18 protein-coding genes are annotated in these 26,245 nt (G+C 55.3%); 14 read left to right on the forward strand and 4 right to left on the reverse strand.

What is annotated here, in order from left to right; translation table 11 throughout:
* Positions 1–22: 22 nt before the first annotated feature.
* Together R8L07_13115 and R8L07_13120 are read right to left on the reverse strand one after the other, a co-directional pair.
* Positions 23–1,180, reverse strand: a complete 1,158-nt coding sequence (locus R8L07_13115; protein MDW3206469.1) for an NAD(P)/FAD-dependent oxidoreductase — start codon at positions 1,178–1,180, stop codon at positions 23–25.
* A gap of 45 nt (positions 1,181–1,225) precedes the next feature.
* Complete coding sequence (locus R8L07_13120) at positions 1,226–2,011, reverse strand: alpha/beta hydrolase (protein ID MDW3206470.1); 786 nt, start codon at positions 2,009–2,011, stop codon at positions 1,226–1,228.
* A 414-nt stretch (positions 2,012–2,425) separates the two neighbouring features.
* Between R8L07_13120 and R8L07_13125 the strand changes: the two genes are divergently transcribed.
* The 6 genes from R8L07_13125 (at position 2,426) to R8L07_13150 (ending at position 8,828) form a co-directional block, all read left to right on the forward strand.
* Positions 2,426–3,631: a glycine betaine/L-proline ABC transporter ATP-binding protein gene (locus tag R8L07_13125; GenBank protein ID MDW3206471.1), complete on the forward strand. Its 1,206-nt coding sequence runs from the start codon at positions 2,426–2,428 to the stop codon at positions 3,629–3,631.
* Between the two features lie 16 nt (positions 3,632–3,647).
* Positions 3,648–4,580 (forward strand): proline/glycine betaine ABC transporter permease, encoded by a 933-nt coding sequence (locus R8L07_13130; GenBank protein MDW3206472.1) that lies wholly within the window; start codon positions 3,648–3,650, stop codon positions 4,578–4,580.
* Positions 4,581–4,603: 23 nt separating this feature from the next.
* Positions 4,604–5,644 carry a glycine betaine/L-proline ABC transporter substrate-binding protein ProX gene (proX, locus tag R8L07_13135; GenBank protein ID MDW3206473.1) on the forward strand — a complete coding sequence of 347 codons (1,041 nt, stop codon included), beginning with the start codon at positions 4,604–4,606 and terminating at the stop codon, positions 5,642–5,644.
* Positions 5,645–5,856: 212 nt separating this feature from the next.
* Positions 5,857–6,810 (forward strand): LysR family transcriptional regulator, encoded by a 954-nt coding sequence (locus R8L07_13140; GenBank protein MDW3206474.1) that lies wholly within the window; start codon positions 5,857–5,859, stop codon positions 6,808–6,810.
* Positions 6,811–6,984: 174 nt separating this feature from the next.
* Positions 6,985–7,266: a hypothetical protein gene (locus R8L07_13145; GenBank protein ID MDW3206475.1), complete on the forward strand. Its 282-nt coding sequence runs from the start codon at positions 6,985–6,987 to the stop codon at positions 7,264–7,266.
* Positions 7,267–7,289: 23 nt separating this feature from the next.
* Positions 7,290–8,828, forward strand: coding sequence for a HAMP domain-containing sensor histidine kinase (locus R8L07_13150; protein MDW3206476.1), 1,539 nt, complete (start codon positions 7,290–7,292; stop codon positions 8,826–8,828).
* A gap of 256 nt (positions 8,829–9,084) precedes the next feature.
* On the opposite strand, the gene vapB is transcribed toward R8L07_13150, so the two are convergent.
* Both vapB and R8L07_13160 read right to left on the reverse strand, forming a co-directional pair.
* Positions 9,085–9,291 (reverse strand): type II toxin-antitoxin system VapB family antitoxin, encoded by a 207-nt coding sequence (vapB, locus tag R8L07_13155; protein ID MDW3206477.1) that lies wholly within the window; start codon positions 9,289–9,291, stop codon positions 9,085–9,087.
* Positions 9,288–11,855: an ATP-binding protein gene (locus tag R8L07_13160; protein MDW3206478.1), complete on the reverse strand. Its 2,568-nt coding sequence runs from the start codon at positions 11,853–11,855 to the stop codon at positions 9,288–9,290. The genes vapB and R8L07_13160 overlap by 4 nt, the downstream gene beginning before the upstream one ends.
* Positions 11,856–12,063: 208 nt before the next feature.
* Here R8L07_13160 and R8L07_13165 point away from each other — a divergent pair, with 208 nt between their 5' ends.
* From R8L07_13165 to R8L07_13200, 8 genes are all read left to right on the forward strand, one after another.
* Positions 12,064–13,566 (forward strand): PAS domain-containing sensor histidine kinase, encoded by a 1,503-nt coding sequence (locus R8L07_13165; protein MDW3206479.1) that lies wholly within the window; start codon positions 12,064–12,066, stop codon positions 13,564–13,566.
* Positions 13,567–13,593: 27 nt separating this feature from the next.
* Entirely contained in the window at positions 13,594–14,253 is a 660-nt protein-coding gene (locus R8L07_13170) for a response regulator (GenBank protein ID MDW3206480.1), read from the forward strand.
* Positions 14,254–14,359: 106 nt separating this feature from the next.
* On the forward strand, positions 14,360–17,062 hold the full coding sequence (locus tag R8L07_13175) for an ATP-binding protein (protein ID MDW3206481.1): 2,703 nt from the start codon (positions 14,360–14,362) through the stop codon (positions 17,060–17,062).
* Positions 17,063–17,064: 2 nt separating this feature from the next.
* Positions 17,065–17,496 carry a response regulator gene (locus R8L07_13180; protein ID MDW3206482.1) on the forward strand — a complete coding sequence of 144 codons (432 nt, stop codon included), beginning with the start codon at positions 17,065–17,067 and terminating at the stop codon, positions 17,494–17,496.
* A complete protein-coding gene (locus R8L07_13185; GenBank protein ID MDW3206483.1) occupies positions 17,493–18,761 on the forward strand; it encodes an ATP-binding protein in 1,269 nt (422 codons plus the stop codon). The genes R8L07_13180 and R8L07_13185 overlap by 4 nt, the downstream gene beginning before the upstream one ends.
* Positions 18,739–23,073, forward strand: a complete 4,335-nt coding sequence (locus tag R8L07_13190; GenBank protein MDW3206484.1) for a PAS domain S-box protein — start codon at positions 18,739–18,741, stop codon at positions 23,071–23,073. Before R8L07_13185 ends, R8L07_13190 begins: the two co-directional genes overlap by 23 nt.
* 1 nt (position 23,074) lies before the next feature.
* Positions 23,075–24,277, forward strand: coding sequence for an EAL domain-containing response regulator (locus R8L07_13195; GenBank protein MDW3206485.1), 1,203 nt, complete (start codon positions 23,075–23,077; stop codon positions 24,275–24,277).
* Positions 24,278–24,323: 46 nt separating this feature from the next.
* Entirely contained in the window at positions 24,324–26,114 is a 1,791-nt protein-coding gene (locus R8L07_13200; protein ID MDW3206486.1) for a response regulator, read from the forward strand.
* The last annotated feature ends 131 nt before the right edge of the window (positions 26,115–26,245 follow it).

Below are 26,245 nucleotides of genomic sequence, written 5' to 3' on the forward strand. Positions count from 1 at the left end.
GGACGGTGCTTGGAACGTCACCCTAGATCGAGGGCAGATGGTCGACCGCGCATCTCAGGTTTCGCTGGAATGTGTCCGTGCGCGAAATGATCGGCAGGATGCGGCTTCGAAGTCCCAGCAGCTTGCTGGGCCAGCGGGTTCCGACAAAGCCGTAAAGGTAGGACATGCGCTGCGTCTGATCGATATAGGGGCGCTCCGCCCGCTCCCAGCGCTGCAGGCCGTCCAGGATATCGTTGGTTTCGGAGACCGTTTTCGCCAGTACCGTGGCATTGACGATGGCGACGCAGGCACCCTGGCCGAGATTGGGGGCCATTCCATGGGCCGCGTCCCCGACGATGCAAACGCGACCCTTTGACCAATGTGAGCAATGCACGTTGAAGAACGGCCGCCAGTGCTCTTCGGGATGCCGCGGAAGTCGGCGCAGGTATTCCTCGTACATCGGGTGGCTTTGGACCCAGGCCTCCAGATTGAACGGTTGTTGAATCCGGCCGGCGACATCCTCCTCCGGGCAGCACAGGAATACGTAGTGATAGTCCTTGTTGGCCGGTGCCATTCCGATGCGCCGCCCGCCATTCCACATTTCAATGCGACGGGAGTTCAGGCCATCGCCATCCTTCCGCGGGATCAGATGTCTGCCGCAGCCGTCGCGCAGACCGACAATGCGCCGCGCCAGCTTCGTGGAGTCCCGGACCTTGGAGAAGACACCGTCCGCCCCCACGACCAGATCGACCTTGGGACCCATCCCGCTCTCAAATTCGAGCCGGCCTTCCGGGTCGGCACCCATCACACGGGAGTTCGTTACGATATCGACGCCGGAAGCTGCGGCTTCCTCGGCGAGGATGCGATGAAGTTCGGTCCGCAGAATGACGATCAGTTCAGGGTCGCCGTAACCGTTTCGCCGCAGGTTGATCTCGCGACCTTTGTGGTCCTGCAGTAGCCGGGGAACGGTCGAGCGTACGCCGCTTTCCTCGACTTTGTCGTACACCCCAAGGCCGCGCAGCGCATGCAGCGCATTCTGCCAGAGATAAATACCTGCACCGATTTCTCGAAGTTCCTTGCCCTTTTCATGCACACGGACCCTCCAGCCGCGCTTGGCCAGCGCGGTTGCGGCGGCGAGGCCGGCCAGGCCTGCGCCTGCAATTTCGGCGGTCCTTTGTGGAGTGGAGGTCATGCTGGTCATCCGCGGTCTTCCTTCATGGATTGCTGTCGTGTCGGTGTGAATTCATCAGACATCCGGGGTCTGGGCGGAGATGAAGCGGCCCACTTCAGCCGCGACGCGACCCGGCGCCTCGGCCAGGATCGCGTGCTTGAGGCCGTTCAGTATGACGAGCTCCGAATTCGGAAGCTGACTGTCGATGAATGTGTTGAGGCGCGGGTTGCAGCCGCCATCCAGCTCACCCGTGAGCACCAGGGAAGGGGTGTTCACTTCCTTGAGCCATGGCGCCATCTCGGTCTCCGCGTAAATGCGGAAAACGTTCAGGAAGACCTCCGGATTCGTCGACATGACCTGATCGAGCCGGGCGCGGACGACATTCGGGTTCGCTTCGGCGAAGGCATCGGTGTACCAGCGGTCGACAAGGGTCTCGAGAACATTGCCGATGCCGTCGCGTTCCATGCGTTCGACGACGCCGATGACTTTCGCGCTGTCCTCCGAGGTACGGCCGGCGGCCGTGGACAGCAGCGACAGGGTCGCGACCCTTTCGGGATATTTTCGTGCATAGGCCGGACCGATCATACCGCCCAGCGAATGCCCGGCGATATGCATTCTTGGAAGGTCGAGCCGCGCACGAAGCCGCTCGAGATCGTCGACAAGATCGTCCAGCGTGAAGGGCACCGACGGCACCGGCGCGGTGCCGTGGCCACGAAGGTCATAGCTGATGCACCGAAACCGCGCCTGAAGATTGTTCACCACGCCGTCCCAGGCATTGTGGGAGGCGCCAATTCCATGCACCAGGACAAGCGGGTCTCCGTCTCCGGCTTCCCAGGAAGGACAATCGATTTCTTGAGGCATTGCTGAAGATTTCCGTGCAGTAGTTGTGTCGTTTTTCCGTGCCAGGGAACCTGACCGTCACGGCACTAAACGTCGGTCATTTGGATCATGCAAATTGATAGTATTGATTTTATCATCACTGTTTTTGATGAATTTAGGCGCACATCAATCATCAACAAAAACAATTCAAATATAAAAACTATCGATTGGATTTATCGATGAGTATTTGGTTCCGTCAGTTCAATGAGTGTCCCGGCAGGCCAATTGTGGCTCGGCGCCGAGGCATGAATGAATGGCGGGGGAAGTCATGCGCGAGAGGGATACAAACGGGCCTGAAAGCCTTTCTGTCGGCTCTGACTGGGGGGCGATGCTCGGCGGACCGCGACGGTCGCTTGGTTTCATTCCATCCAGCAAAGACAAGAAGGGTGGAATCTAGTGTCGGCGAAACTCAAGATCGCGAACCTGTCGAAGGTGTTTGGGGATAAGCCGGATATTGTCTTCGGCATGGCCCGGGAGGGGCTGCATCCAAAGGAGATATTCGAGCGTACCGGCCAGATGCTGGCGGTGTCCGACGTCTCGTTCGACGTGAATGAAGGCGAAATCTTCACCATCATGGGCCTGTCCGGGTCGGGGAAATCCACCCTGGTCCGGTGTCTGAACCGTCTCGTGGAGCCGACATCCGGTACCGTCCTGCTGGACGGCGAGGATATCTGTGGTGCCTCGCCTGCGCGCCTGCGGGATATCCGGCGTCACAAGCTGTCCATGGTGTTTCAGAACTTCGCACTTCTGCCGCACAAATCGGTCCGTCAGAATGTGGAATTCGGTCTGCTGATCCGTGACGAACCGGCGGTCGAACGCCGCCGCAGGGCGGAAAGTGCAATCGAACAGGTCGGTCTCACGCCCTGGGCGGACCGCTTTCCGGATAGCCTGAGCGGCGGCATGAAACAGCGGGTCGGATTGGCCAGGGCCCTGGCCAGCGATGCCGACATCATGCTGATGGACGAACCTTTCAGCGCCCTGGATCCCCTGATCCGAACCGACCTTCAGGCCGAACTGATCCGAATCCAAAAGGCGATCAAGAAGACAATCATCTTCATCACGCACGACTTCTATGAGGCCGTGAAGTTGAGCGACAAGGTCGCCATCATGCGCGACGGCCGTTGCGTTCAGGTCGCCTCGCCGGAAGAGATCGTGCTCTCTCCGGCGGATGGCTATGTCCGGGACTTTGCAAAGGAACTGGACCCCGCGCGTGTGATTTCCGCGCGAACAATGGCCCGTTTCGGCGGGGCGGCCGTTGACCCCGATGCCAGTCCGGACGACGTCCTGGCCGCCATGCGCGCCGCTGGAAAATCCTGCCTGATCGTGGCGGACGAGATCGGCGCGCCGCAGGGCTATATCTGCCGTGCCGATCTGGACTCCTTGGCGCGTTCCAGCGGTGCCCGGGCGCGGGATTTCTGCAACGGGGCCAGCGTCCGGGTGGTTCCGGAAACCATGCCGTTGATCGATGTCTATTCCGTCATGGGCGACGGTCTGCCCGTGGCTGTCGTCGATGCGAAAAGGCGGATCGTCGGGACCTTCGATGCGGGCGACGTGTTGAGCCGGCTGTCGACTTCGGCCCATTCCCATCAGCGTGCCGTTTGAGGAGCATTGAACGGAAATGGATAGACTTCCCGAAGACTATGAACTGCCGGTCGACGACGTCATCAACCTGTTCGTCGGGTGGCTTGTCGATGAATGGCGTCCGGTTTTCCAGGCGTTCCGGTGGCCAATTTCCTTCGTCCTGGACAACATTCAGGACTTCCTTCTGGTCCTGCCGTTCTGGGCTGTGGTGATCGCCTTTTTCGTGATCGGCTGGCGCGCTGCAGGATTTCGTACAGGCGTCTTCGCGGCGGCATCGTTCCTGGCGATTGCCCTGATGGGCATCTGGGATCAGGCGATGGAAACGCTGTCGATCCTGATGACCTCCGTGACCTTCTGCATCGTTGCGGGCATTCCGATCGGGATTCTGGTAGGGCGCCACAACAGGCTTTGGCTGGGGCTACGGCCGATCCTCGACATCATGCAGACGACGCCGTCCTTCGTGTACCTGGTGCCTGTGGTGATGCTGTTCGGGATCGGCACCGTGCCGGGTGTGATCGCCACGATCTTCTTCTCCATTCCGCCAATCATTCGGCTGACCAATCTCGGGATGCGGCAGATTCCCGTCGAAACGCGGGAGGCCGGGGAGGCCTTCGGCGCAACGGAGTGGCAGTCGCTGTTTCACATCCGCCTGCCGCTGGCCCTGCCGTCAATCATGGCGGGCCTGAACCAGACGCTTCTGATGTCCATGGTCATGAGCGTGATCATCTCCATGATCGGCGCCGAGGGGCTGGGCCTTACCGTTCTACAGGGGATCGGTCGCCTTGATGTCGGCCTCGCCGGCGTCGGGGGCATCGGCATCATCCTGCTGGCCATCACATTGGACCGGATCACCCAGGGCCTGGGTGAACATGCAAGGCAACTGCACGGGGGGGGCACTGATCAGTCATTGGTGCGCCGGGTTTTCTCAGTTGTCTTCAGCACTTCCCCGGAAGTGAAGACCAACAAGTGAAATCTAACAGAGGAGGCGTACCGATGACTTTGTTTGGGTTGAATGCACGAATTGTTACCCTGGTCGGGGCAGCGTTCATCGCCGGGATCGGGTTCAGCGCGCAGGCCGAGGACCTGCCCGGGTCCGGGAAGGAAGCGAGCCCGGCGCGGCCGAACTGGGATTCATTCTGGTTCGGTCAGGCGATCCTCGACAAGGCGATGGTGCGGCTGGGCTATGAGGTCGATGCGCCGAAGACCCTCGGCGTTCCGGCAATCTTCACGTCGATGTCGCATGGCGAACTTCACTACATGGCCGACACCATTCTGCCGAACCATGCCGGTCTCTACGAAAAGACCGAAGGAACCGTGCGGCGGATCGGCCCGCTCATGAGCCCGGGTACCATTCAGGGGTATGCGGTCGACAAGAAGACCGCCGATGCGCACAACATTCGCTACCTGGAAGACCTGCTGGATCCGAACATTGCCAGGCTGTTCGATCAGGATGGCGATGGCAGGGCCGATATGATCGGGCCGAATCCGGACTGGACCGGGTCGTCGGCCGTTGTCGACCACCACATGACGGAACTGGGTCTGAAGGACAGCATCAAGGTCGTACAGGGCAATTACACGACCCTGTCCGCGGATGCCGTCGGGCGGTTCAAGGGCGGCGATGCCATCTTCATCTACACCTGGTTCCCGAACCCGGTAACCATGGATCTGCTGCCCGGCGAGGACCTGGTTTGGCTGGAGCTCAAGAACCCCACCTTGCCGAAGGATCAGTGGGAACAGTATCAGGCGCTGACCGACGCGCCGGGCTGTGCCAATCCGTGCGATATCGGATGGCTGCCGACGACATATTACATCGCGGCCAGTGAGGAGTGGGCGAAGGAGAACCCCGCCGCCGTCGCCTTCTTCGAGCGCATCAAGATGAAGCTCTCGGACCGCGTCTGGCAGAACGGCCTCATGAAGAATGGTGAAAAGAGCGAAGAGGATATCAGTCGTCACGCCGATATCTGGATCGAGCAGCATCGTGATGAATTCGAGGCATGGATCGCGGAAGCAATCGAGGTTGGATCGGAGAACTGATCCATTGATCTAGGTTCTCCCCAACTGGGTGGGTGCCGACTGCGATCCCCGCGCGGTACGCGCTGCCAATTGGTCTCACCGGCAGCACACGGCGCCCGCCCATCTTGTTCCAACGGTCTTGTTCGCGATCCAGAAATCTCTGTACACCGGCCATGTTTTTATCAAAGGTTCCGATGGTTGCCGCGTAATCATGGAAATGCTTGAGGGGTCTTGTGGTCAGCGCCAAGAACGTGAACTGGAATCTGCTCTATACATTTGTGGTCGTCGCTGAGGCGCAGAGCATATCGACCGCGGCGAACATTCTTGGCAGAGGTCAGCCGGCCGTCAGTGCCGCACTGAAGACCCTCGAGGATCAGGTTGGCATTCGGCTGGTCGAGCGTGGTCCCAGGCTGTTCCGCCTCACCGAAGCCGGGCGTGTCCTGCATCGAGAAGCGTCCGAGATCTGCGGTGCCGTGGATCGTGTCCTGGCGTTGTTGCAGGATTCGGATGCAACACTGGCCGGAACGGTCCGATTGACCATCGCAAGCTTCATGACAAGCGGACTGCTGAATGAAGCGCTGACACGGTTCCACGCCAACAATCCCAGAAGCAGCGTGTCGTCGACGGTCATGAACACTCCCGAAATCCTGGAGGCCTTGTCCAACAAGCTCATTCACTTCGGAATCGCACCGATCTCAAGCCGGGACCCGCGGTTCGACTATTTTCATATCTTCAAGGAGTATTGCGGGTTCTATTGTGGCCCCGATCACGAATTCTACGGGCGAAAGGGCCTCAAGGTGTCCGACCTCAAGGGGCAGGGCATGGTGACGTATCAGTCGGCGATGGTGTCCGACGCTCTGCGGTCAATCACGCTGCTGCAGAAGGAACTGGAATTCCGCTATCCCCCTGTCGGGATATCCAACAATCTGGAGGAGGTTCGCCGCATGGTCCTGTCGGGCCTTGGCATCGGCGCCTTCCCGGTTCAGATCGCGCATCGTGATGTCCGCGACGGGCTGTTGTGGCGGTTGCCGCCCTATGAGGATGTCATGCCGATCGACGTATACCTGATTACGAACGACAAGGTGCGCCCGAGCAGGACGGAGCGAGAATTCCTGAGCACGCTTCGGGATGTCGTGACGGAAACGCCGATCGAGGCGCGCACCTATACGGGCGCGATGTTCTCGTAACCGGATGCGGCCTCGGCCGCTTGCATGATGCCCGCGCTCTGCCCCAGCCGGGTCCGGATGGGAGCATGTCGCTTTTACGCAATTTTAAGAGAACTCAAGATAAGAGTAAGTGCGCGTTAACCAAGTCTGTTTGCCGGAGGCGAGGCTCTGCTCACAAAGTTTGCGATAACGGCATTGGCTTCCCTGGTCTGGATTGGCGGCATTTTCGGCAATCAATCCGCATGGGCCGATCAGCCCTCTCAACCGGCAACCGTCCTGTTCATCAGTTCCTGGGATCCGCATCTGAAATGGGCGAAGGAGGTCGAAACCGGGCTTTTCGCGCGACTTGAGGAAACCGATACGCCGATGCGTCTTCGGTTCGAGTTTCTGGGGGCGAACCAGCATCGGGGCGGAGAACAGGCTGGGGCCTTCGCCCGTTTCCTGGAGCAGCGATACGGAAAACCCCGCCCGACCTGATCGTCGCGGAAAGCCTTCCGGCGGTGCGGTTCCTTGAGGCGCATCCCGACCTGCTGGATTCGGCGCAACGGTTGCTCGTGGCCCCCGGGGCCACTGTGGCGGCGGCGGATACGCGCAAGTCCGCCGTTCCCATTCTGGCCGACTATCGGGCGTCGATCGAAGAAATGCTGCGCCTCACCCGGGCCAAGCGAATCTTCGTTACGGTCGATACGCGCTCGCCCGGCGGATCGGATCGCCTCGAAGGGGTGCGCGCCGCGCTTCGGGAGATGGACTGGCCCGAGGACAGGGTCGAATATCTCGCCGATCTGCCGTTCGAAGCGCTGCTCAATCGGATCGCCGCCTTGCCGCCGGAAAGCGCGCTCTATCACCTGCTGATCTTTCAGGACGGGGAGGGCCGGCGGCTGAATGTCTTCGATGCGACCCAACAACTGTCCGACACGGCGAACGCGCCGATCTTCAGCAATTGGAGCACGCTGGTCGGCAGCGGCATTGTCGGGGGATACCTGATCTCGGGAGAGGTCGTCGGTCAGATCATCGCGGACCGGGCCGCCGCCGTTCTGGCGGGTAAGGCAGTGGGTGGTGAACCCGAAAGCAGCTACGAATACATGTTCGATTGGCGGGAATTGCGCCGGTGGGACATCGACATGGACGCCCTTGATCCGTCATCCCGCGTTCTTTTCGAAACGCCTAGCGTGTTCGAACTGTACCGATGGCAGTTGGTCGCCATCGCTTCCATCCTGCTGCTGCTGATCGGGATCAGCCTCAATCAGCTCTATTCCAGGATCCGGCTCAAGCGGCTTGTGCTCGAGCGTACCGAGGAACTTGCCGAACTGGCCGACAGTGAGGCCCGGTTGAACAGTCAGTTGAAGCAGGAAATCGCCATCAAGAACCGGCTGTTCTCGATTATCGCCCATGACCTGCGAAGCCCGTTTGCCGCCATTCTGGGCGGCACAAAGATTATGTCGGACGCCGCAGACACCTTCGACAAGGCCGGGCTCGTCAGTTGCGCCCGGGAGGTCCACCGCTCTGCCAATCGGCTGCATGAGCTGCTGGAGAACCTGCTCGAATGGGCGCATCTTCAGATGAAGGGGCAGAAGGTTCAGCCCGTCTCGATCAGCCTGCGGGACATCACGGATCGCGTCGTCGGACTCCTTCAGGGTTCATTGGAAGGCAAGCAGATCACCGTCGAGACGGCCATCGACCAGGACCGGGCCTTCGCGGATCGCGGCATGGTCGAAACGGTGGTCCGGAATTTGATCCACAATGCGATCAAGTTCAGCCATCCCGGCGGGCGCATCGCGATACGATCGGAGAAAATCGACGATCAGGTCCGCGTCACGATCCGCGATGACGGGATCGGCATGGAGCAGGGCGTCTGCGACCGGATCTTCGATATGGACAAGAATGCGACCACGACCGGGACCGGGGGCGAGGCGGGTACGGGCCTGGGACTGCCACTGTGCCGGGAACTGATCGAGGCCAATGGCGGCACGATCCGCATCGAGAGCGCGCCCGGCCAAGGATCCAGTTTCACCTTCACCCTGCCCGCAAAGACGGGATGACCGCTGCCGGTCCGCGGTCGCGCGGGATCCCGGGGCCTAATCGTCGTTCGAACAGGATTCCTGCGCCCGCAGCCTGTCGACCAGCTTCTGAATGTTCCTCATGATGTGGGTCTCGATGCAATAGGTGCCGCCCCGGTTCATTCGCCGGGACGCAAGACGTCATTTCGGGAGCGCGAACAGGGTCGGGACGCGCGCGCCTTTTGTGGTTAGCCATTAACGGACATTCTAAGGTTCCGGTATGTGGCTGCACGCGCCTTCAGAACCCTTCGCGAACCTGTTGCTCTGGTTGGTCGCACGTGGCCATGAAGTCCAAGGTCGCCCGGTCACCTTCGAAGAAGGTTCTCCACGTGGCGCCTTCTGGGTAAATCACGAGCGCGTTTCCAACGGCGAGGACTTCAACCTTTTTGATGTCATCCGGAAATGCCAATGCCTTTGGGATCCGAATGAACCCACCGCATATCATTGTACCTGACTTCCCAACGAAGCGTTTGTTTCTGGCCCTGCATGAAGGACGTTTTCGATGGCCTTTGCCAGTTGGTCTTTGTTGATGGGCTTGGCGATACAATCGTTCATGCCCGCCGCGAGATAGCTTTGGACATTGTCTGCCATCACGTCCGCCGTCAGCGCAATGATTGGCACGGAACCATAGGGTGCCGGTAGCTCCCGGATCTGTTTCGCAGCGCCGGTCCCATCCAGTTCTGGCATTCGAATGTCCATGAGGATGAGGTCGTACAACTCACCGCCTGCCGCCTTGACCGCGTCGAGCCCGTTACTCGCAAACGTACATCGATGCCCCATCCCCGACAGAACTGCGTTCACGATTGTCTGGTTGATCTCATTGTCCTCTGCGACCAATACGGATAGCGCCCGCGGCGGCCCTTCCCCGTCCTGATCGCTTTCTTGTTCTGCACTGGAGGCAAGTTCTTCGGACACCGGCTTGTAGGGCAAAGTAAACCAGAACGTACTTCCGCGTCCAAACTGGCTCTCAACGCCGATCTCTCCGCCCATCAACTCGACCAGGCGCTTGCAGATGGCCAAGCCCAATCCGGTGCCATGATATTTCCGGCTTGTTGAGGCATCGGCCTGAACAAAGTCCTCGAACAGCTTGTCCTCTTCATCGGGTCGAATGCCGACGCCTGTATCGATGACACTGAATCGAAGAAGCATTGGGTCCGTTTGAGCCTCACAGTGAAGGGTCACTGATCCGGACTCCGTGAATTTTACGGCGTTCCCCATCAGGTTCACCAAGATCTGACGGAGCCTCGTCGGATCCGCACTTACGGCCCGCGGGAAGTTCTCTCCCAGTTTTGCATTTATGTTGAGTGTGGATCTCTTTTCCGGCGGGCAGGATTGGTAAAAGACGTGTACGACCTCATTGGCCAGTTTCGCCGGATCAAAGGCAATCTCCTCAACAAGAAGCTTCCCGGCCTCCAGTTTTGAGATGTCGAGGATATCATTGATGATCACCAGCAGGGAATCAGCCAACTGCTTAATCTTGATGACTTTCTCTTTGTCGGCCTGAGGCAAGTCGCTTTCGATCAGCATGTCTGAGAAACCAAGAATGCCGGTCATGGGCGTTCTGATCTCGTGGCTCATCGATGCCAGGAACTCTGATTTTGTGCGGTTTGCCAAATCGGCGTGTTCAATGGCCTGTTCCAGGCGCTCATTGAGACGCACCTGCTCGGTAACGTCGGTTACCACGGTAATTGTTCCGCCCGATGGCGCCTTGGTGCGCCGAACTCCATAAATTTTTCCATCCGGCAGGCGATCCATGAACATCTGATCGGAAGGATTCCGAATCGAGTCGATCCGCGCCTGCACAAGGGCGTCTACATCACCTTCTCCATAGTCCCCTCGGGAGGCCAGGTGCCGAAGAAAGTCCGGATAGTATGCACCGGGCGCCAGAAGCCGGCCCGGAACATTGTAGGTCTGCTTCATTCTTTCCGTGCACAGGACGATCCTCAAATCGCTGTCCGTGTAAACCAATGCTCCGGGGAGATTGTTCAAGACGAGCTGCAACTCGATCTGTTTCTTGGCCAGAGCCTCGGAAATCTCCTTCGTCTTCGAGATGTCCACCTGGATTGCCAGAAACTTATCCGAACCGTCGACATCCTTGTACGGCTGACAGTTGATCTGCATCCAATAAGGGGTGCCGCCCTTCGTATAGTTGACAATGTCGACAATGAACCCCTCGCCCTTTTCCAACTGCTCCGACATGTATCGGATGGTCGATGGGTTGGATTCCGGCCCCTGCAGCAACTGACCGGGCTTCTTACCGATCAACTCACCAATGCTGTATCCTGAAATCCGCTCAAACCCTTTGTTGGCCCATTCAGCATAGCCGTCTCGATCCGTAATGATCACAGCATTTGTGGTCTCATGAGCAATACGTGCGAGCTTGGTGTTCTCCCGAACTTCGCTTTCGAGGCGTTGACTGAAGGACAGCAGACTCGAACCCTTAAGGATGAACACCCCGACGATCAGCGTGCTCACAAGATTGTTAAGTAAGAAAATTGGGCCGGCGGATATCATGATCGAAACCGCTGTTTCAGGGTCCACGCTCACAAAGAATGCCGGCAAAACAAAAATAGATCCCAAGAATCCCAGGATCAGGAAGCGAAAGGGAGAAAGCTCGATATTGTGCCGCTCGATCAGCTTCAAGGCCAAAATGCCAAATCCGGCATAGAGCCCGAAACTCACTGCGCCGCCGAGTGCCAATGGCCCGCCAATCGCAAAGTATCGGATACTTGCGCCGACAGAGGCCGCTACGATTGCTGCGATCGGCCCACCAAATACAGCAGACAAAATTGCCGGGCCGCCTCGCGGGTCAAATACGGCGCCCCCAACAGTGACAATCGGATCGACCATTGCAATCGCGATCAGACCGCCAAACAGCAAACCGATTAAAGCGTCCCGGAGATATTGGTTGGACAAAGGGGAGGCAAAGTGGCGCGCATAAACAAAGCCTACCACAAACAATGTCAATAGGCCGATCTGTTGAACGATCTCTACCATCGTGCCAATCATTCATTCATAATATCAGAAAATTGACATGTCAGAATAGGGAACATGCCGATGTTGGAGACCTGACAGCATATCCTTTCTACAACTGCGGCGGCCTAGGGAAATTCAATTGGGCTGAATTTCCAGAGCGGCTTCAGAAACTTGTAGGAATAGCCAGTTGACTCCCCCAATTGAAAAGCCCCGAAAAACTACCGATTTTCGAAAGAGTGCGATGGAACTCTTCGAGGCTCGAAGGGAACTCAATTGCCTGTTCGAGACCACGAAGGAACTATGGGTCACACCTCAATCCCTTGAAGCCGCCCTGGCACACATACCTCATATTCTCCGTGATGGGCTGAGCTATCCCGACACCGCCATCGTCCATATTCATCTCCGCGGCAAAACCTTTACTACCGAAATGAATGACGAATGCGCGGTCGAAAACGAAACGGTTGAGACGATAGTCGCCAATGGTCAAAAGGTCGGTTGGATAGCGGTCGGATATCGGTCCAACGATGAAGGGAGGCAGTTGCTTCCCTTGGAAAAGGTACTTGTTCAAGAAATCGCAGTTCGTATTGGTGCGCGGCTTCGATTGCAGGACGCGACAGAGGAACTGCATCGGAGCCGAGAACGGTACCGCCAAACAGTCGACATGCACCCCGACCTCATCTTCAGAATTGACAAGGCAAGCAGCCGAATAACCTTCGCCAATCGTTCATTGGCCGGATTTCTGGGGTGTGATTGCGATGATCTGAACGGCAAACAACTAATGGAGGTATTTCCTGAGCAGGATTGGCCACCCTCTTTGAAGCCCCCCTTCGCACGTGGCTTCCATCCCCCGGAAACGCCGCGAAACGGTAGGCTTCGCCGTAGAGATGGCAAGATCCGACATGTGAGTTGGAAGGTAGTACAGGTTCCAAGTGACAGAGAAGATCTGGATGAATATCAGTTCATTGGGAGAGACATCACATCAACGATACTCGCCGATCAGGTCATCAAAGATAGTCGCCGCCAAGAGAAGCTTCGGATAAATGAAAGGCTTCGACTTCATCAGTTTTCGTTGTCCCGGGTTGTCGCCATGGGGTTTGCGCATCAACTAAGTCAGCCATTGGCGGTGATAGGAACATTGATCGGGCACTGTCGTATGCTGATGGAGAAAGAGGGATTTGATAGAAACAAGATAATTTCCAACCTGGACCGCTCAATAAAGCAGGTCCAATTCGCGGCTTCTTTAGCCCACAGTTTTGTTAGTCAATCCATAAACAAAGAGCATGCAGTGGAGCCTGTGAAGCTAAACGACATAGTCGTCGATAGCCTTCAATATCTCGAGTCCAGCGGGGAACTTGATAACATAAAGCTCATCCTGAACGTAGAATCTGAGGCGGCGTTGGAGAATGTGGATCGCCGTGAGGTAGAGCAACTCTTGATCGCACTCATCGGAAACGCCTGTGATGCTTCGCGCAGCCGCAGCAATGAAGTTGAGGCACTTGTTACTATTGAAAGCTTTTCCAACGACGCCTTTGCATCAATTGCGATCTCCGACAATGGTGACGGAATAGACCTCAGCAACCTGGAGAATCTTTGTAAACCGTTTGTTAGTGGAAAATCGCATACTCTGGGAATGGGATTGCCAATTGCCAGAATGATCGTCGATGGATGGGGAGGCTCGTTGCAGTTCAAGCATCGCGCCAATGGCGGGACGACCGTAACCGTACGCATTCCCTTGAAAACATGAAGTATCGAGATGTTGAGGGGCACAGGCATGTCCGATGATGCGTTGGCGCCGATAGTATACATTATAGAAGATGACGACGAACATCGCCGGGCTTTGTCGGAACTGATGGAATCAGCAGGGCTGACCGTGGAGTCATGTTCGAAACCGTCGGAGTCGTTTGAGTTGATCGACAAGGACCGCCCTGGCTGCGTCATTCTGGACATTCGCTTGCCGGAGGTGTCCGGTCTGTCGCTGATCGATCGGTACGCGCCGCTTCCCATAGTCGTTGTGACCGGTTTCGGCGATGTCCAAGTCGCGGTCAGGTGCCTGAAGAAAGGGGTGGCGGAGTTTCTTGAGAAGCCTGTGCACCATCAACTTATGATCGACACCGTGCAGCGATTAACACAGATTTCGGTCGAAAAGTGTCACGCGGACCGGATCGCCCGGCAACTGCGAGCAAGAGTCGCGTCCCTGTCCCAACGGCAGGTTCAAGTGATTTCACAGGCCTTGTTGGGAGCGTCCAACAAAGAAATCGGTGTCAATATCGGGCTAAGCCCAAGGACCATAGAGAAGCACAAGCAAGCGGCACGGGAAAAACTGGGCGATCTGACAGAGTTTCCTTTGTCGTTGGTCCTGAAGGAACTTTCCCTGTTGTTGGGGGAGGAACCGGTTGCTTCCCCCACCTCAATGGGGAGATTCACCCATTGAGGTGGTAGCAATACCATCTTCCTCTGCCTATCCAGCTAATGCATCGTTGACCTCTGCAAGAATGCGCATTCGGCAGCTTCCGTACCAAGAGGGAGCGCGGAAAACGATGCCATATGACCAAGTTGACGATGCGAGGTCGATCCAGGATGTCATTCTGGACAAGTTCCGTTCGGCAGGGCACGCACGCTCACTCTCCATTTTGTTGAGCCTGGTTGTTGCCTCCATGGCAATGGTCGTAATGCTCGGCTGGTTGCTGCGACAACCATACTTGGTCCAGTTATCACCGAACCTCGTGCCGATGCAGTTCAATACGGCCCTCTGCTTTGTTTTGAGTGCCGTATCGCTGATCCTCCTATCATTCAACAATCCCCTCCATGCCGCGGTACTTGCCGCCTTTACCGGCATGTTTGCTGCTGCGACCGGACTGCAATACCTAACCGGCTGGAACCTGGGCCTCGATACGCTTTTTACCACTCCCTTTGTTACGACAGAAACATCCCATCCCGGTCGCATGGCCCCGAACACTGCCGGCCTGTTCCTACTGTTTTCGGCCTTTATCCTCGTATCCCTAGCCCCGGCCAGGGCGCGTATACGCAGCCTATTCGCCACACCGATCGCAAGTGTGATGCTTGGATACTGCATCTTTGTTCTTATCGGCTATGCAGGGTCGCTCGAGGCGTCATTCAAATGGGCCGAACTGACGTCGATGGCAATTCAGACAGCCATTTGCTTTCTTCTGCTCGCCGCCGGATACCTTGCTTGTGCTTGGGAGCAGGGACGGAGGCACCGGGCAAGCGGCGTTTTCCCCGCATGGTCATCACTGGCGGCTACTGTAGCCTTGATGGCAATTGCGTTCGGGGCCTGGCACGCACTTTCCGACAAGGAAGACAGAGCTGTACAGCTAGAGTTGGAGATTGCGGCAGATGGAATGCAGAAGGGACTGTTCCTTGCCGTAGACCGCTATGTAAAGGCATTCGAGCGACTGGTTACTCGATATGAGCGTTCCGGCTACTCAGACGTTGCCTTCGAGCGCGACGCCAATGACTACTTTGAGGATCAGGGCGACCTTACCTATGCGCTTGTGACATCCCCTACAGGTCCGCGCGCCATGTTTCGGGGCGACGGCGTTGAACTTCGGGTTTTGTCGGACCTCAACAACGATCATCTAAATCCAATCGTTAATGAACTGGAGAGAAAGCAAGAGTATTCGACAACGGCAAGGTTGGTGGATCTCGAACATATCTCGAAACCGTATCTGATTATATCTCGATATTCTTCAAGTTTCTCGGGTGGTGTTAAAAGGGTCATAATATTTGTTTACGATTTTTCCGAAATACTTGATCTAATCGGCGCCCCTGTCAAAAGGCAGGGATTTGATTTTTCCATTCTAACCTACAAGGACGATGGCGATTCGGTTGTCCCTAACGCCACCTTCCCAGATTCTATTCAGAACGCTTCTGCATCTTTCATGCTTCTTGATACGGATTGGAGGATACAGATCTGGAGCGACGGTACGGAGCCGACGATGCTTCGAAGTGCTCTGCCCGAAACCATCCTCAGCCTCGTTCTTCTGATGTCACTTCTGGCAGGCGGCACAGTCTTTCTGCTACGCCGTGCGCAATTGCAGGAAGCTGACGCCGTTCGGCTGAACAAGACCCTCTCTGAAGAGGTCGAGGCACGTACGAGATCCGAATCGGAGCTTCGAAAACTGAAGCGACAGTTTGAACTTATTCTCGATTCCGCTGGAGAGGGAATTTATGGCCTGAATTTGAACGGCGTTACGACATTCGCAAACAAGGCGGCCGAACAACTGACCGGTTGGACCAGAGAGGAGATGTCACGGCACAAGCAGCACGCTCTGATTCACCACAGCCATGCTAACGGAACAGCCTATCCTCAAACAGAATGCCCAATCTATGCCACCCTGACAGACAGTTCGGTTCACGCTGTGGCGAATGAAGTATTCTGGCACAAGAACGGGACGCCATTTTCTGTCGAATACGTCAGCACCCCAATATTTGACGATGATGGGAATACAGAGGGTGCGGTTGTGGTCTTCAGAGACATCACTCTCCGGAAACAACAGGAAAATGAACTCAAGAGGATCAACAGTGAGTTGTCCGCCGCGAACAAGGAACTGGAAGCGTTCTGCTATTCAGTGTCGCATGATCTGCGGGCACCGCTTCGGGCGATAAGTGGCTTCAGTGACATTCTGAAGGAAGACTACAAATCGGTCCTCGACGAAGACGGCGCTCAGTACCTCGACCGCATTTGCGCCGCAGCTAAGCGAATGGGGCGGTTGATCGATGATTTGCTCGCACTGTCCCGCCTGACACGACAGGAGATGGTATCGCAGCCAGTCGACCTTTCGGACATTGCCCAGAAAGTCGTTCAAGAACTTCGAGACGGCGACCCTACCCGAAGCGTCGACGTTCGGATCGAGCCCGGCTGTATCGCCTTGGCAGACGCCCGTTTGATTGGCGCCGTACTGCAAAATCTGCTTGGCAACGCCTGGAAGTTTACCCGTCAAGCGCATTCAGCATGCATTGAGTTCGGTCGAGTCCCGTCCAGCCAACCGGAACTGGTGCGGTTTTTCGTCAGAGACAATGGGGCCGGCTTCAATATGGCCTATGAGGAAAAGCTCTTCGCGCCATTTCAGCGTCTTCACACGCAAGAAGAGTTTGAGGGGACGGGAATTGGCTTGGCTATCGTCCAACGTGCCCTTCATCGGCACAATGGAAGGATTTGGGCAGAATCTCAGCCTGGTGAAGGGGCGACCTTCTACTTCGAAATGCCGTGGGGGACCTGACAATGAGAAGCAACGCAATCTTGCTTGTTGAGGATAATCCCGACGACATCGAGCTTACAAAACGTGCGTTCGCCAAAGCGAAAATACAGAACGAACTGATAATTGCGCGGGATGGGCAGCAGGCGATCGATCTGTTGTTTCGAGACGACAATGTGCAGCCAATACGTCCAGTGGTTACGCTGCTCGATCTCAGCTTGCCCAAAATAGGTGGGTTGGAAGTTCTCAGTCGCATTCGCAAGGACAACAGAACGAAGCACTTACCAGTCGTTGTCCTGACCTCATCCAACGAGTCCGCGGACCTGTTTCAGAGCTACGATCTCGGGGTCAACAGTTACATTCGCAAACCTGTCGAGTTCAATCAGTTTGTTGAGGCCGTATCGACGCTTCAACTCTACTGGATAATCTTGAACGAACCACCGCCGGAGGCCGAATGAACGTTGTTCGAAAGCCTTCCCTCAGGGTCCTGCATGTAGAGGACAATTCAGACGACGCGATGCTCGTCGAACGGGCCCTTGAACGGCACTTCAATGTGCAAGTAGTGCGCGTGGAAACCTCGACGGAGATGGAACACGCGCTCGGCACAGGACAATTTGACCTAGTTCTTTGCGATTTCAACCTACCGCAGTTTTCTGCCGAATCGGCGCTGACGCTTACCCATCAAAACGATACAAATACGCCGTGCATCGTGATCTCTGGCTCCATTACCGAAGACCAGGCCGTGAGGCTCATGGAATCTGGCGCACGAGATTACCTTCAGAAGGAAAGTCTTCAGAGACTGGTGCCAGCCATTCGCCGTGAAATGCGTGACGCTCGAATCCGCAGAGAACGAGTCGAAAGTGACCGCACCGCCGCAGAGGCGCAAGCCGCAGCGTTGGCGGCCGAAAAGAGAGCGGCGGTGGCTGATGACCTGGCACGGGCGAACAAGGAACTCATAGAGACGCAGGCGCAGTTGGTTCAAAGTGCCAAAATGGCTTCGCTAGGAGGACTGGTCGCCGGTGTTGCCCACGAAATCAACAACCCGCTGGGCTATTCGGTCAGTCACTTGGGCACAGTCCGAAAACTCGCAATGGAGTTGTCTGACGAACTGGCCGATTTGCGCGGGGACAAGCATTGCCCGCGAACCAAAAAACTGAATGACCGCCTGAAAGCCATAGAACTAGGCCTTAAGCGGGTCCAGAGCCTAGTGGAAAAGCTACGCAATTTCGCCAGCAGAGACGATAGAAAAGCAAAAGATTTCGACCTGCGGAGCGGGATCGAATCCTCGCTCATGATGCTGGGCCATCGCATTGAGCGATCGGTCAATGTTGAACTCGATTTCTGTCACGACAACCGGATTCAGTGTTCACCTGGCGCCATCAATCAGGTCATCCTGAACCTGCTGTCAAATGCCATAGAAGCCATGGGCGGAAGCGGCACTCTTCAGATTTCCACTCGCCGCAGTAAACATCATCTGACGCTTCGCGTTCAGGATAGCGGTCCAGGAATACCACGGGACATACGTGAAAAAATATTCGAGCCATTCTTCACGACGAAGGCGGTTGGTGCCGGCATGGGGCTTGGCCTATCCATCAGCTACAACATCGTCGTAGATCATAACGGGTCGATAGAGTGTGAGTGCCCGGACGAAGGTGGGACCACTTTCATCGTCTCATTGCCGATAACCGGAAGGAATCCGAATGGACGCGCTTCCGCAAGATGACGTTGGCGATGACGATCTGCCTCGCCAGGAATCGAAGTCGATTCTAATCGTCGACGATGAGCCCGAAATCGTGACGGCTCTATCGGACCTTCTAGAAGACCAATACAATGTAATTGGACAAACATCCCCGTCAGAAGCACTCAACACCCTTAAACAGAACCCCTCAATTTCGGTGGTGATTAGCGATCAGCGCATGCCAGACATGAGCGGTGACCAGTTTCTGGCAATGGCCAGAGAACTAAGTCTCGCTACAAGGATTCTAATCACCGGCTATGCTGACCTTGATGCGATCATTCGTGCGATAAATGACGGAAAGATCTTTTCCTATATCGCCAAGCCCTGGGATGCTGCCGCTGTTTCCTTGGCGGTTGGAAACGCCGTTCAACAATACGACCTGAATCTGGATCTCGCCCGAGAGCGCGCATTTATGCGCGACCTCATGAACAACCATCCAGATGCAATATACTTCAAAGATCTGGAGGGGCGCTTCACCAGAATAAACCGACCGGTTCTGGGCTTTGTTGACGCTGCTTCCGAAGAAGAGGTTGTATCGAAATCTAACACCGACCTGATGCCTCCTGCTCGCGCACGTCACCATGACCGGGAAGAGCGGAGAATTTTTGAATCCGGGGCTCCAACTCGTGATCGGATTGAGAAGGTCAGCCGTCCAGGAGGGCGCCATTATTGGTTCTCCCATTCAAAAGCCCTTGTGCGGGACCAGGAAGGATGTCCGGTCGGACTGGTGGGGACGACGAGAGACGTCACCGCGCGAGTTATGGTCGAGCGCCAGCGCGACGTCTTGCTGGACGTTACGAGAAAACTGGTCGAGCTACACACCTTTGATGAGGCAGCGGAAGCCGTATTGGAGACAATCTGCAAGGCTGCAGAAATCAAATATGCGGAGGCTTGGCGTCTCAAAGCCGAGGTCCCGACTCGATGGTCTGTTGCTGCTCGTTTTGTGAACTCCGCAGCAGCAGAGACTTATCGGGAAAAGACTTGCAGGGGAGAATGGGCGTTCGATCCCCTGATTGAGAACCTCCAGCAGACTGGTTCTTCGCTGATTGTGCTAGATCCTAAAGAAACAAAATCGATAAACCGAAATCTTAGAAGCATAATACAGGACTGTGGTTTCAGAAGCATAATCGCCGCCCCTGTTAGAAATTCTGATGGAACTATTCTGTCATGCCTGATTTTTTTCGGAAATGCTGAAAACGATACAAAGAGTCAACGGTCCGAACTTCTTGATATTGTCTGTCGTCAGTTGGGGATTTTTCTGAAATCCAAACTAGATGAAGACAGGGTTCGTGAGAATGAGAAAAACCTCAGTGCTGTTCTCGAAACCCAAACTGAACTGCTGACACGGGTTAAACCGGATGGGACGCGACTTTTCGTCAATCCTGCTTTTGAGCGATTTCTCAATATTCCAAAAGAAGAGATTCTAAACCTGACACCGTTCAACCTGGTTTCGGAGGAATATCACGAGAGAATTCGTAAAGACCTTTATAACCTAACGCCCGAAATCCCGGAACGAACCCTAACAGTTCAGATGCGCCGACATGACGGCGCGCTCCGATGGATCGAGTGGCGGGCGCGGGGAATTTTCGACGATGCGGGGCAGCTCATAGAAATTCAGGCAAGCGGTCGCGACACGACTGATCGGGTGGACGCTCAAAATCAAGCGCGGCAATCACATCAGATTCTTTTGGATGCCATCAATGCCTTGCCCGTCGGATTTGCTCTCTACGATTCTGCTGATCGACTGTTGATGTTCAATGGTTTGTACAGGACGGACCGACCCAAACATCTGCGCAACATGGTCAAGAAAGGCGTAACCGCAGAATGTCTGGCCCGGCGGATGGCGGAATCCGGGCTCTACATACAGTTTGGCAGTGACGTCGAAAGCCAAACGGCGCGGCGTATGGAACTCTGGCGTGAGAGACCCAACAGATATGTCGTGCAGTATTCCGACGGGTGCTGGAAAGAGTTTCTCCAAGTGCCTGCGTCCAACGGATGCACGGTCGTACTCCGAAGTGATATCACGGCCAAAAAAAAGGATGAGCGTTCACTTGCCATTAGTGAGGCGAAGTTTCGAGACTTTGCGGAGATCGCTTCAGATTGGATGTGGGAGGCAGATGAAGAGGGCCGCGTATTGGCCGTCCATGGTAGTGCCGCCTCGTCCACAGGAGTCGATCCCGCGCGCATTGTGGCCGATTGGTGGCAGGAGTACTCGCGCCAGCCAATCGATGAAACTTCAGGCCTCCGCTCGCTGCAAAGCAGCATCGAGCTCAGCTTTGAAGACGCGACGTCTGCACCTCGAATATATGCAGTGAATGCCAAATGTCATCTGGACGACGACCTGAGCAAGCTACGATACCGAGGAACGGTTTCCGATATCACGGCGCGCCGAGAGGCTGAGAGGCTTGTTCAGGAGAGTGAAACCAAGCTTCGCTCCATTCTGGATAACGCCGATGACAGCATCTTTCTGCATGACCAGGAAGGCCGAATAATTGAGGCCAACAAGGCCGCAGAGAGGAGTCTCGGTTACAGCCGCAACGAACTGCTGTCCATGACCTTGTTCGACATCGAATGCGCGCATTCGAGCAAGGATTTGCGCGCTCTCTTCCCCGATGATCGACCGAGGCGAGTTATCACAGGTAGACATCGCCGCAATGACCGGAGTGAGTTTCCGGTCGAAGTTCACAGCGCCAGTGTCGCGAACAGCGATAAGCCACTGTTTGTAGCAATCGCGAGAGATATGACGGCATGGCAGGAGCTGTTATCCGAACTGAAGAAGAACTCAGAGAGATTCCGGATCCTCATCACGCATGCGTCGCAAGGCATTCTAGTTCATAGGAATTTCAAGGCGCTTTATGTGAACCCAGCCCTTGCCCAAATGTTGGGCTATGACTTTCCGGATGAGTTGATGGAACTGGAAAGCGTCGAGAGCATTTTCCACCCTGATGATCTTGCACGAGTGAGATCGTATAATGAATTGAGGCTTCGAGGCGGCCAGGCCCCTGAGGCTTACGAGCTCCGCTGCAAAATGAAAAACGGGAAGACGATATTCGTTGAAAATCGTGCAGCAAAAATCCCTTGGGATGATGGGGTCGCCGTCTGTGCCAGCCTCATTGACGTTACTGAGCGCAAAGGGATGGAAGAGTTGGTACGCCAGGCACAGAAGATGGAAGCCGTGGGGCAACTGACCGGCGGTATAGCGCACGATTTCAACAATCTTCTTACTGTCGTGCTCGGAAACCTCAACCTCCTGGTCAATCGCGTTGAGCAGCTTGACGAGCCCAAGCTCCTGAAATGGGCATCCAACGCGCGTTACTCGGCACACCGGGGAGCCGACCTGACCAAGCGATTGCTGGCGTTTTCGCGCCGTCAAGTCTTGGAGCCGACTGAGTTCGAGGTAGAAAAGACCGTCAGCAGCATGATGGAGATGTTTGAACGCGTATTGGATGCCAACATCTCGCTGAATATTGAAACCCCTAGCGTGCAATCGCGTATTCGCACAGACCTATCACAATTCGAAAGTGCGCTGCTCAACCTCATCGTAAACGCTCAGGACGCCATGCCGGCTGGGGGCAGGCTCAGTATCATAATCAGAACGATCACACTCATCGAAACGGACCCCAGGCTTTGGCAAGATTCCAAGCCTGGATCATATGTGGAGATTTCCGTTGTCGATACCGGTCACGGCATGCCGGAGGACATCCGGAGTCGAGTATTCGACCCATTCTTTACTACCAAACCAACTGGCAAGGGGACAGGGCTGGGCCTCAGCATGGTTTTTGGCTTTGTACGTCAAAGTGGCGGCAACGTGACAATTGCTTCCGAAGAAGGTCAAGGGACGTCTGTAAAGCTGTACTTCCCAGCTATTGAAACTAGTGGACAAAAAGCTGAGGTGGTCCCCACGGGGGAGGACATTTCCTTCCAGGACCTGAAAGTATTGATTGCAGAAGACGACGCGGCCGTCCGTGCTACGGCGGTAGAGATGTTTGAGCGACTGGGTTTCAATGTTGCGTGGGCCGAAACGGGCGCACATGCGCTTAAGGTCTTGGAAGAAAACTCAAATATAGACGTCTTGTTCACAGACATCGTCATGCCTGGTGGCATGAATGGTCTGGAACTCGCTGAGAACGCCAGAGCTCGGTTCCCCGACTTGAAAGTTTTGTTCACATCCGGACATGCCGAAGGCGCTATCCGTGAAACAGGCGGGAGCCGGCAGGGGTATTGGCTGTCCAAGCCTTATTCGATTGAGGGGCTCGCAGAAAAACTCGCTGAAGTCTTACGACATCGGGAGGCTTAAAATGACTGATGCCATGACTGAAACTCAAATACTTGTGGTTGATGATGACCCAAAGATTTGCGATCTGATTTCGGACATTGCTGATGAATTTGGAATTGGCGTAGAAACAGCGTCGAACTTTGAAGCATTCGAGAATACCTTCACTGGAGACAGATTTAAGGCGATAGTTCTGGACCTGATAATGCCCGATAAGGACGGAATAGAATACTTACGGCTACTGTCTGAGCGCCAATGCCGCTCCAGGGTTGCCTTAATGAGCGGCTATGACAAACGCGTCCTGCAAACCGCACGTCGGTTTGGCGAGAGTCAGGACTTGTTCATGGACTGTGTTTTCGAAAAGCCGTTCGACGAAACCGTACTAAAGGCATTCCTTGAATCGCTCGGTGGCGAGTCCGATGAGTTGACCCCGAGAGACTTGGAGAGCGCGATCGTTTCGGGCGATCTGTTTCTGGAATACCAGCCGAAGGTGGTCGTCAAAGAAGACGCTACTTCGACGTCCCCTGTTCTACGCCTAACCCTCGGGTCATCTGAGTGGAGCGTCAGCTCTTTTGAGGCATTGGTTCGTTGGCGCCACCCCAAATTGGGAAAGGTAGGCGCTGACAGATTCATCCCGATGGCCGAAGAAACCGGCTTGATCCTTCCGTTGACCGAAGAGGTCAACAGGTTGGCGGTTCATCAGGTCAGGTATTGGGCCGAGGCAGGTCATAAGGTGAAAGTCGCTTTGAACTGGCCGGCTGCGGCTCTCGTAGACATTTCCGCGCCAGATCGATTTGCCGACCGGGTTTCGGCGGCCGGACTGAGCACGCAGCAATTCATTATTGAAATCACAGAAACTGCTGCAATGACAGATCCGCCAAAGGCGATGGATGTTCTAAGCCGCATACGGCTGAAAGGATTCGATCTGTCTATGGATGACTTCGGAAAAGGCTATTCCTCACTTATACAACTACACCGCATGCCTTTCTCAGAACTGAAGATTGATCAATCCATCATTTCAGAGTTCGGGAAGTCGGAAGAGGCGGAAACCATTCTCCTCACGATTATCGAACTGTCTCATAAACTGGGACTTAAGGTTTGCGCCGAAGGAGTAGAGGAGCGCAGCGCGTTTGAGTTCCTACAATCGGTCGGATGCGACACGGCTCAAGGCTATTTTGTCAGCGCGCCATTAAGGATCGATCGAATTCAGTTGAAAAGCGAAGCATGAACCCAGGCGGTCACGACAACGCCTTTAGCGGATCCCTGTTTTGTCGATGGAGCAGACCATGAAGAAAACAAGGGTCGACGTATTGATTATCGATGACGAGCCAATGATCCGGGAACTGCTGTATGAATGCATTTCCGAAAGGGGGCTTGACGTTTGCACAGCCGGCGATGGTCAGGAAGGCCTTGAAAAAATTCTAGCCTTAACCCCCCGACTAGTCATCTCTGACGTTCGTATGCCAGGAATGAACGGCTACGAAATTCTCCACTACGTAAAGAAAAACCATCCTGAGCTCGAAGGGATGAAATTTGTATTGCTTACAGGCTTGTCCGCCACTGAATATGTAAGCGCCGCCTATAAGATTGGTGCGGATGAATACGTAGTAAAACCAATTGAGGACACGGACCTCTTCTCCGACCGAATTGTAAACTTGCTAAAATCCGCCGCTTCCGGAACAGACGAACCTTCAAAAACGCCGTCTCCAGCGAACACTATTTCGACGGATTCGTTGAAAGGTTTTGGTGAAAATGTAGCCAAGTCCATTGGCAGGTATCCGTCTTCCCTCTGTCATTTCGTTTGTCTTGATGGCGAAGGAAACAATCTTGGTGCAGGTGATGCCCGCTGGGACAAGTTGAGGGACCATGCGATGGGGCTCGTCGTAAGCGCGGCGCGGCAATACTGCGGCCAGGAGGACCAGTTCCATCGGTGTCCGGACAACTCTGTTCTTGTAGTATTTGCCGACGATAGTTCCGACCGCATCAGAATCACCACTGCCCAGATTGTCGACTCTGTTAACTCCGTGTTGCGCCCCTCAGATCGAACAAATGGCGTACACGTGGAGGCTCAGATATCTAAGGTGGGCTCACAGACAAATGATGGTGCGATCGGGGCTGAACAGATTGTCTCAGCAATGCATCCAACCGCGCGAAGTGCGGCGGGATTGGAAAATGCTGCATTGCAGATGAAGGCAAACGAGTTTCATGGGACTGCTGGATCAGAGACGGACTCGCCTGGCCCCTTGCCGAAACGCCCGAAACCCGAATGTTTTCCCAGTCTTCGTGGCATATTGTCCAAGAAATTTCAGTTGCTTAAAACGAATCCGATTCGCTTCATGTACTTCCCGATATGGGATATTCGGCGACGTTATGTTGGGATATTCGGCTGCGTCCCCAATAGGGACCTGGGCACTATGGGTGGCAATCAATGGAACTATGGTGTGCTGGGGGAGACGCCCGAGCCCGGAGAGATCGCTGATCTCGATACAGCCTGTATGGAACGCGCTTTGCTTGGCGCGGTAGAACACCTTTCGAACGAGTGTCCGAGTGTTATCTGCCCCAATGTTCATTTTGAGACGATTTCCGCTCGACGTGGCAGAGAGCAAGTAATTGACCTGTTGTCATCCATGCCATCCGAACTGCGGGACTTTGTCTCGCTGAAGGTCATGCACATTCCGGAGGGCATTCCGGAGACCCGTCTTGCCGAGGTTCTCGGACCGTTAAGAGGTCTTGTCAGTTCCCTGTCCGTGGAGGTTTCCCTCACCGACAACATGCTCGCAAACTCCCACAGAATATCAAGACTTCGCTCGAGCGGCTTTCAAGCGATCCTGGTTGGACTTCCTCGAGAGGCCAGAAAGATGCATGTGGAAATCGCCATGGAAACCGCGAGATCGATCCAGAAAGTTGGAGCAATCTCAGGAATTTTGGGGGTCAGGGATAGTAAGCTCTTGATCGAACTGGCCTACTCTGGACTGGATCTCTGTGGCGGAAAGGCCATTGGAGTTGCAGTTCGCTCTTTGCCCACCCCCTATCCTTTCGACGCTAAGAACCTGGAACAGATGTAAACTGCAGAATCCCGAGCAAGTTTCATGAATTTCCAGAGCAAAGGTAGGTTGATTGGGCTCCATGTTGGCCACGACTGCAATCCATTGATGTACTGAGTGTCAGCCGAGTTCACTCCACACACCTCATAGCA

This window comes from Alphaproteobacteria bacterium, assembly GCA_033344895.1.
GTDB lineage: Bacteria > Pseudomonadota > Alphaproteobacteria > UBA8366 > Aestuariispiraceae > Pacificispira.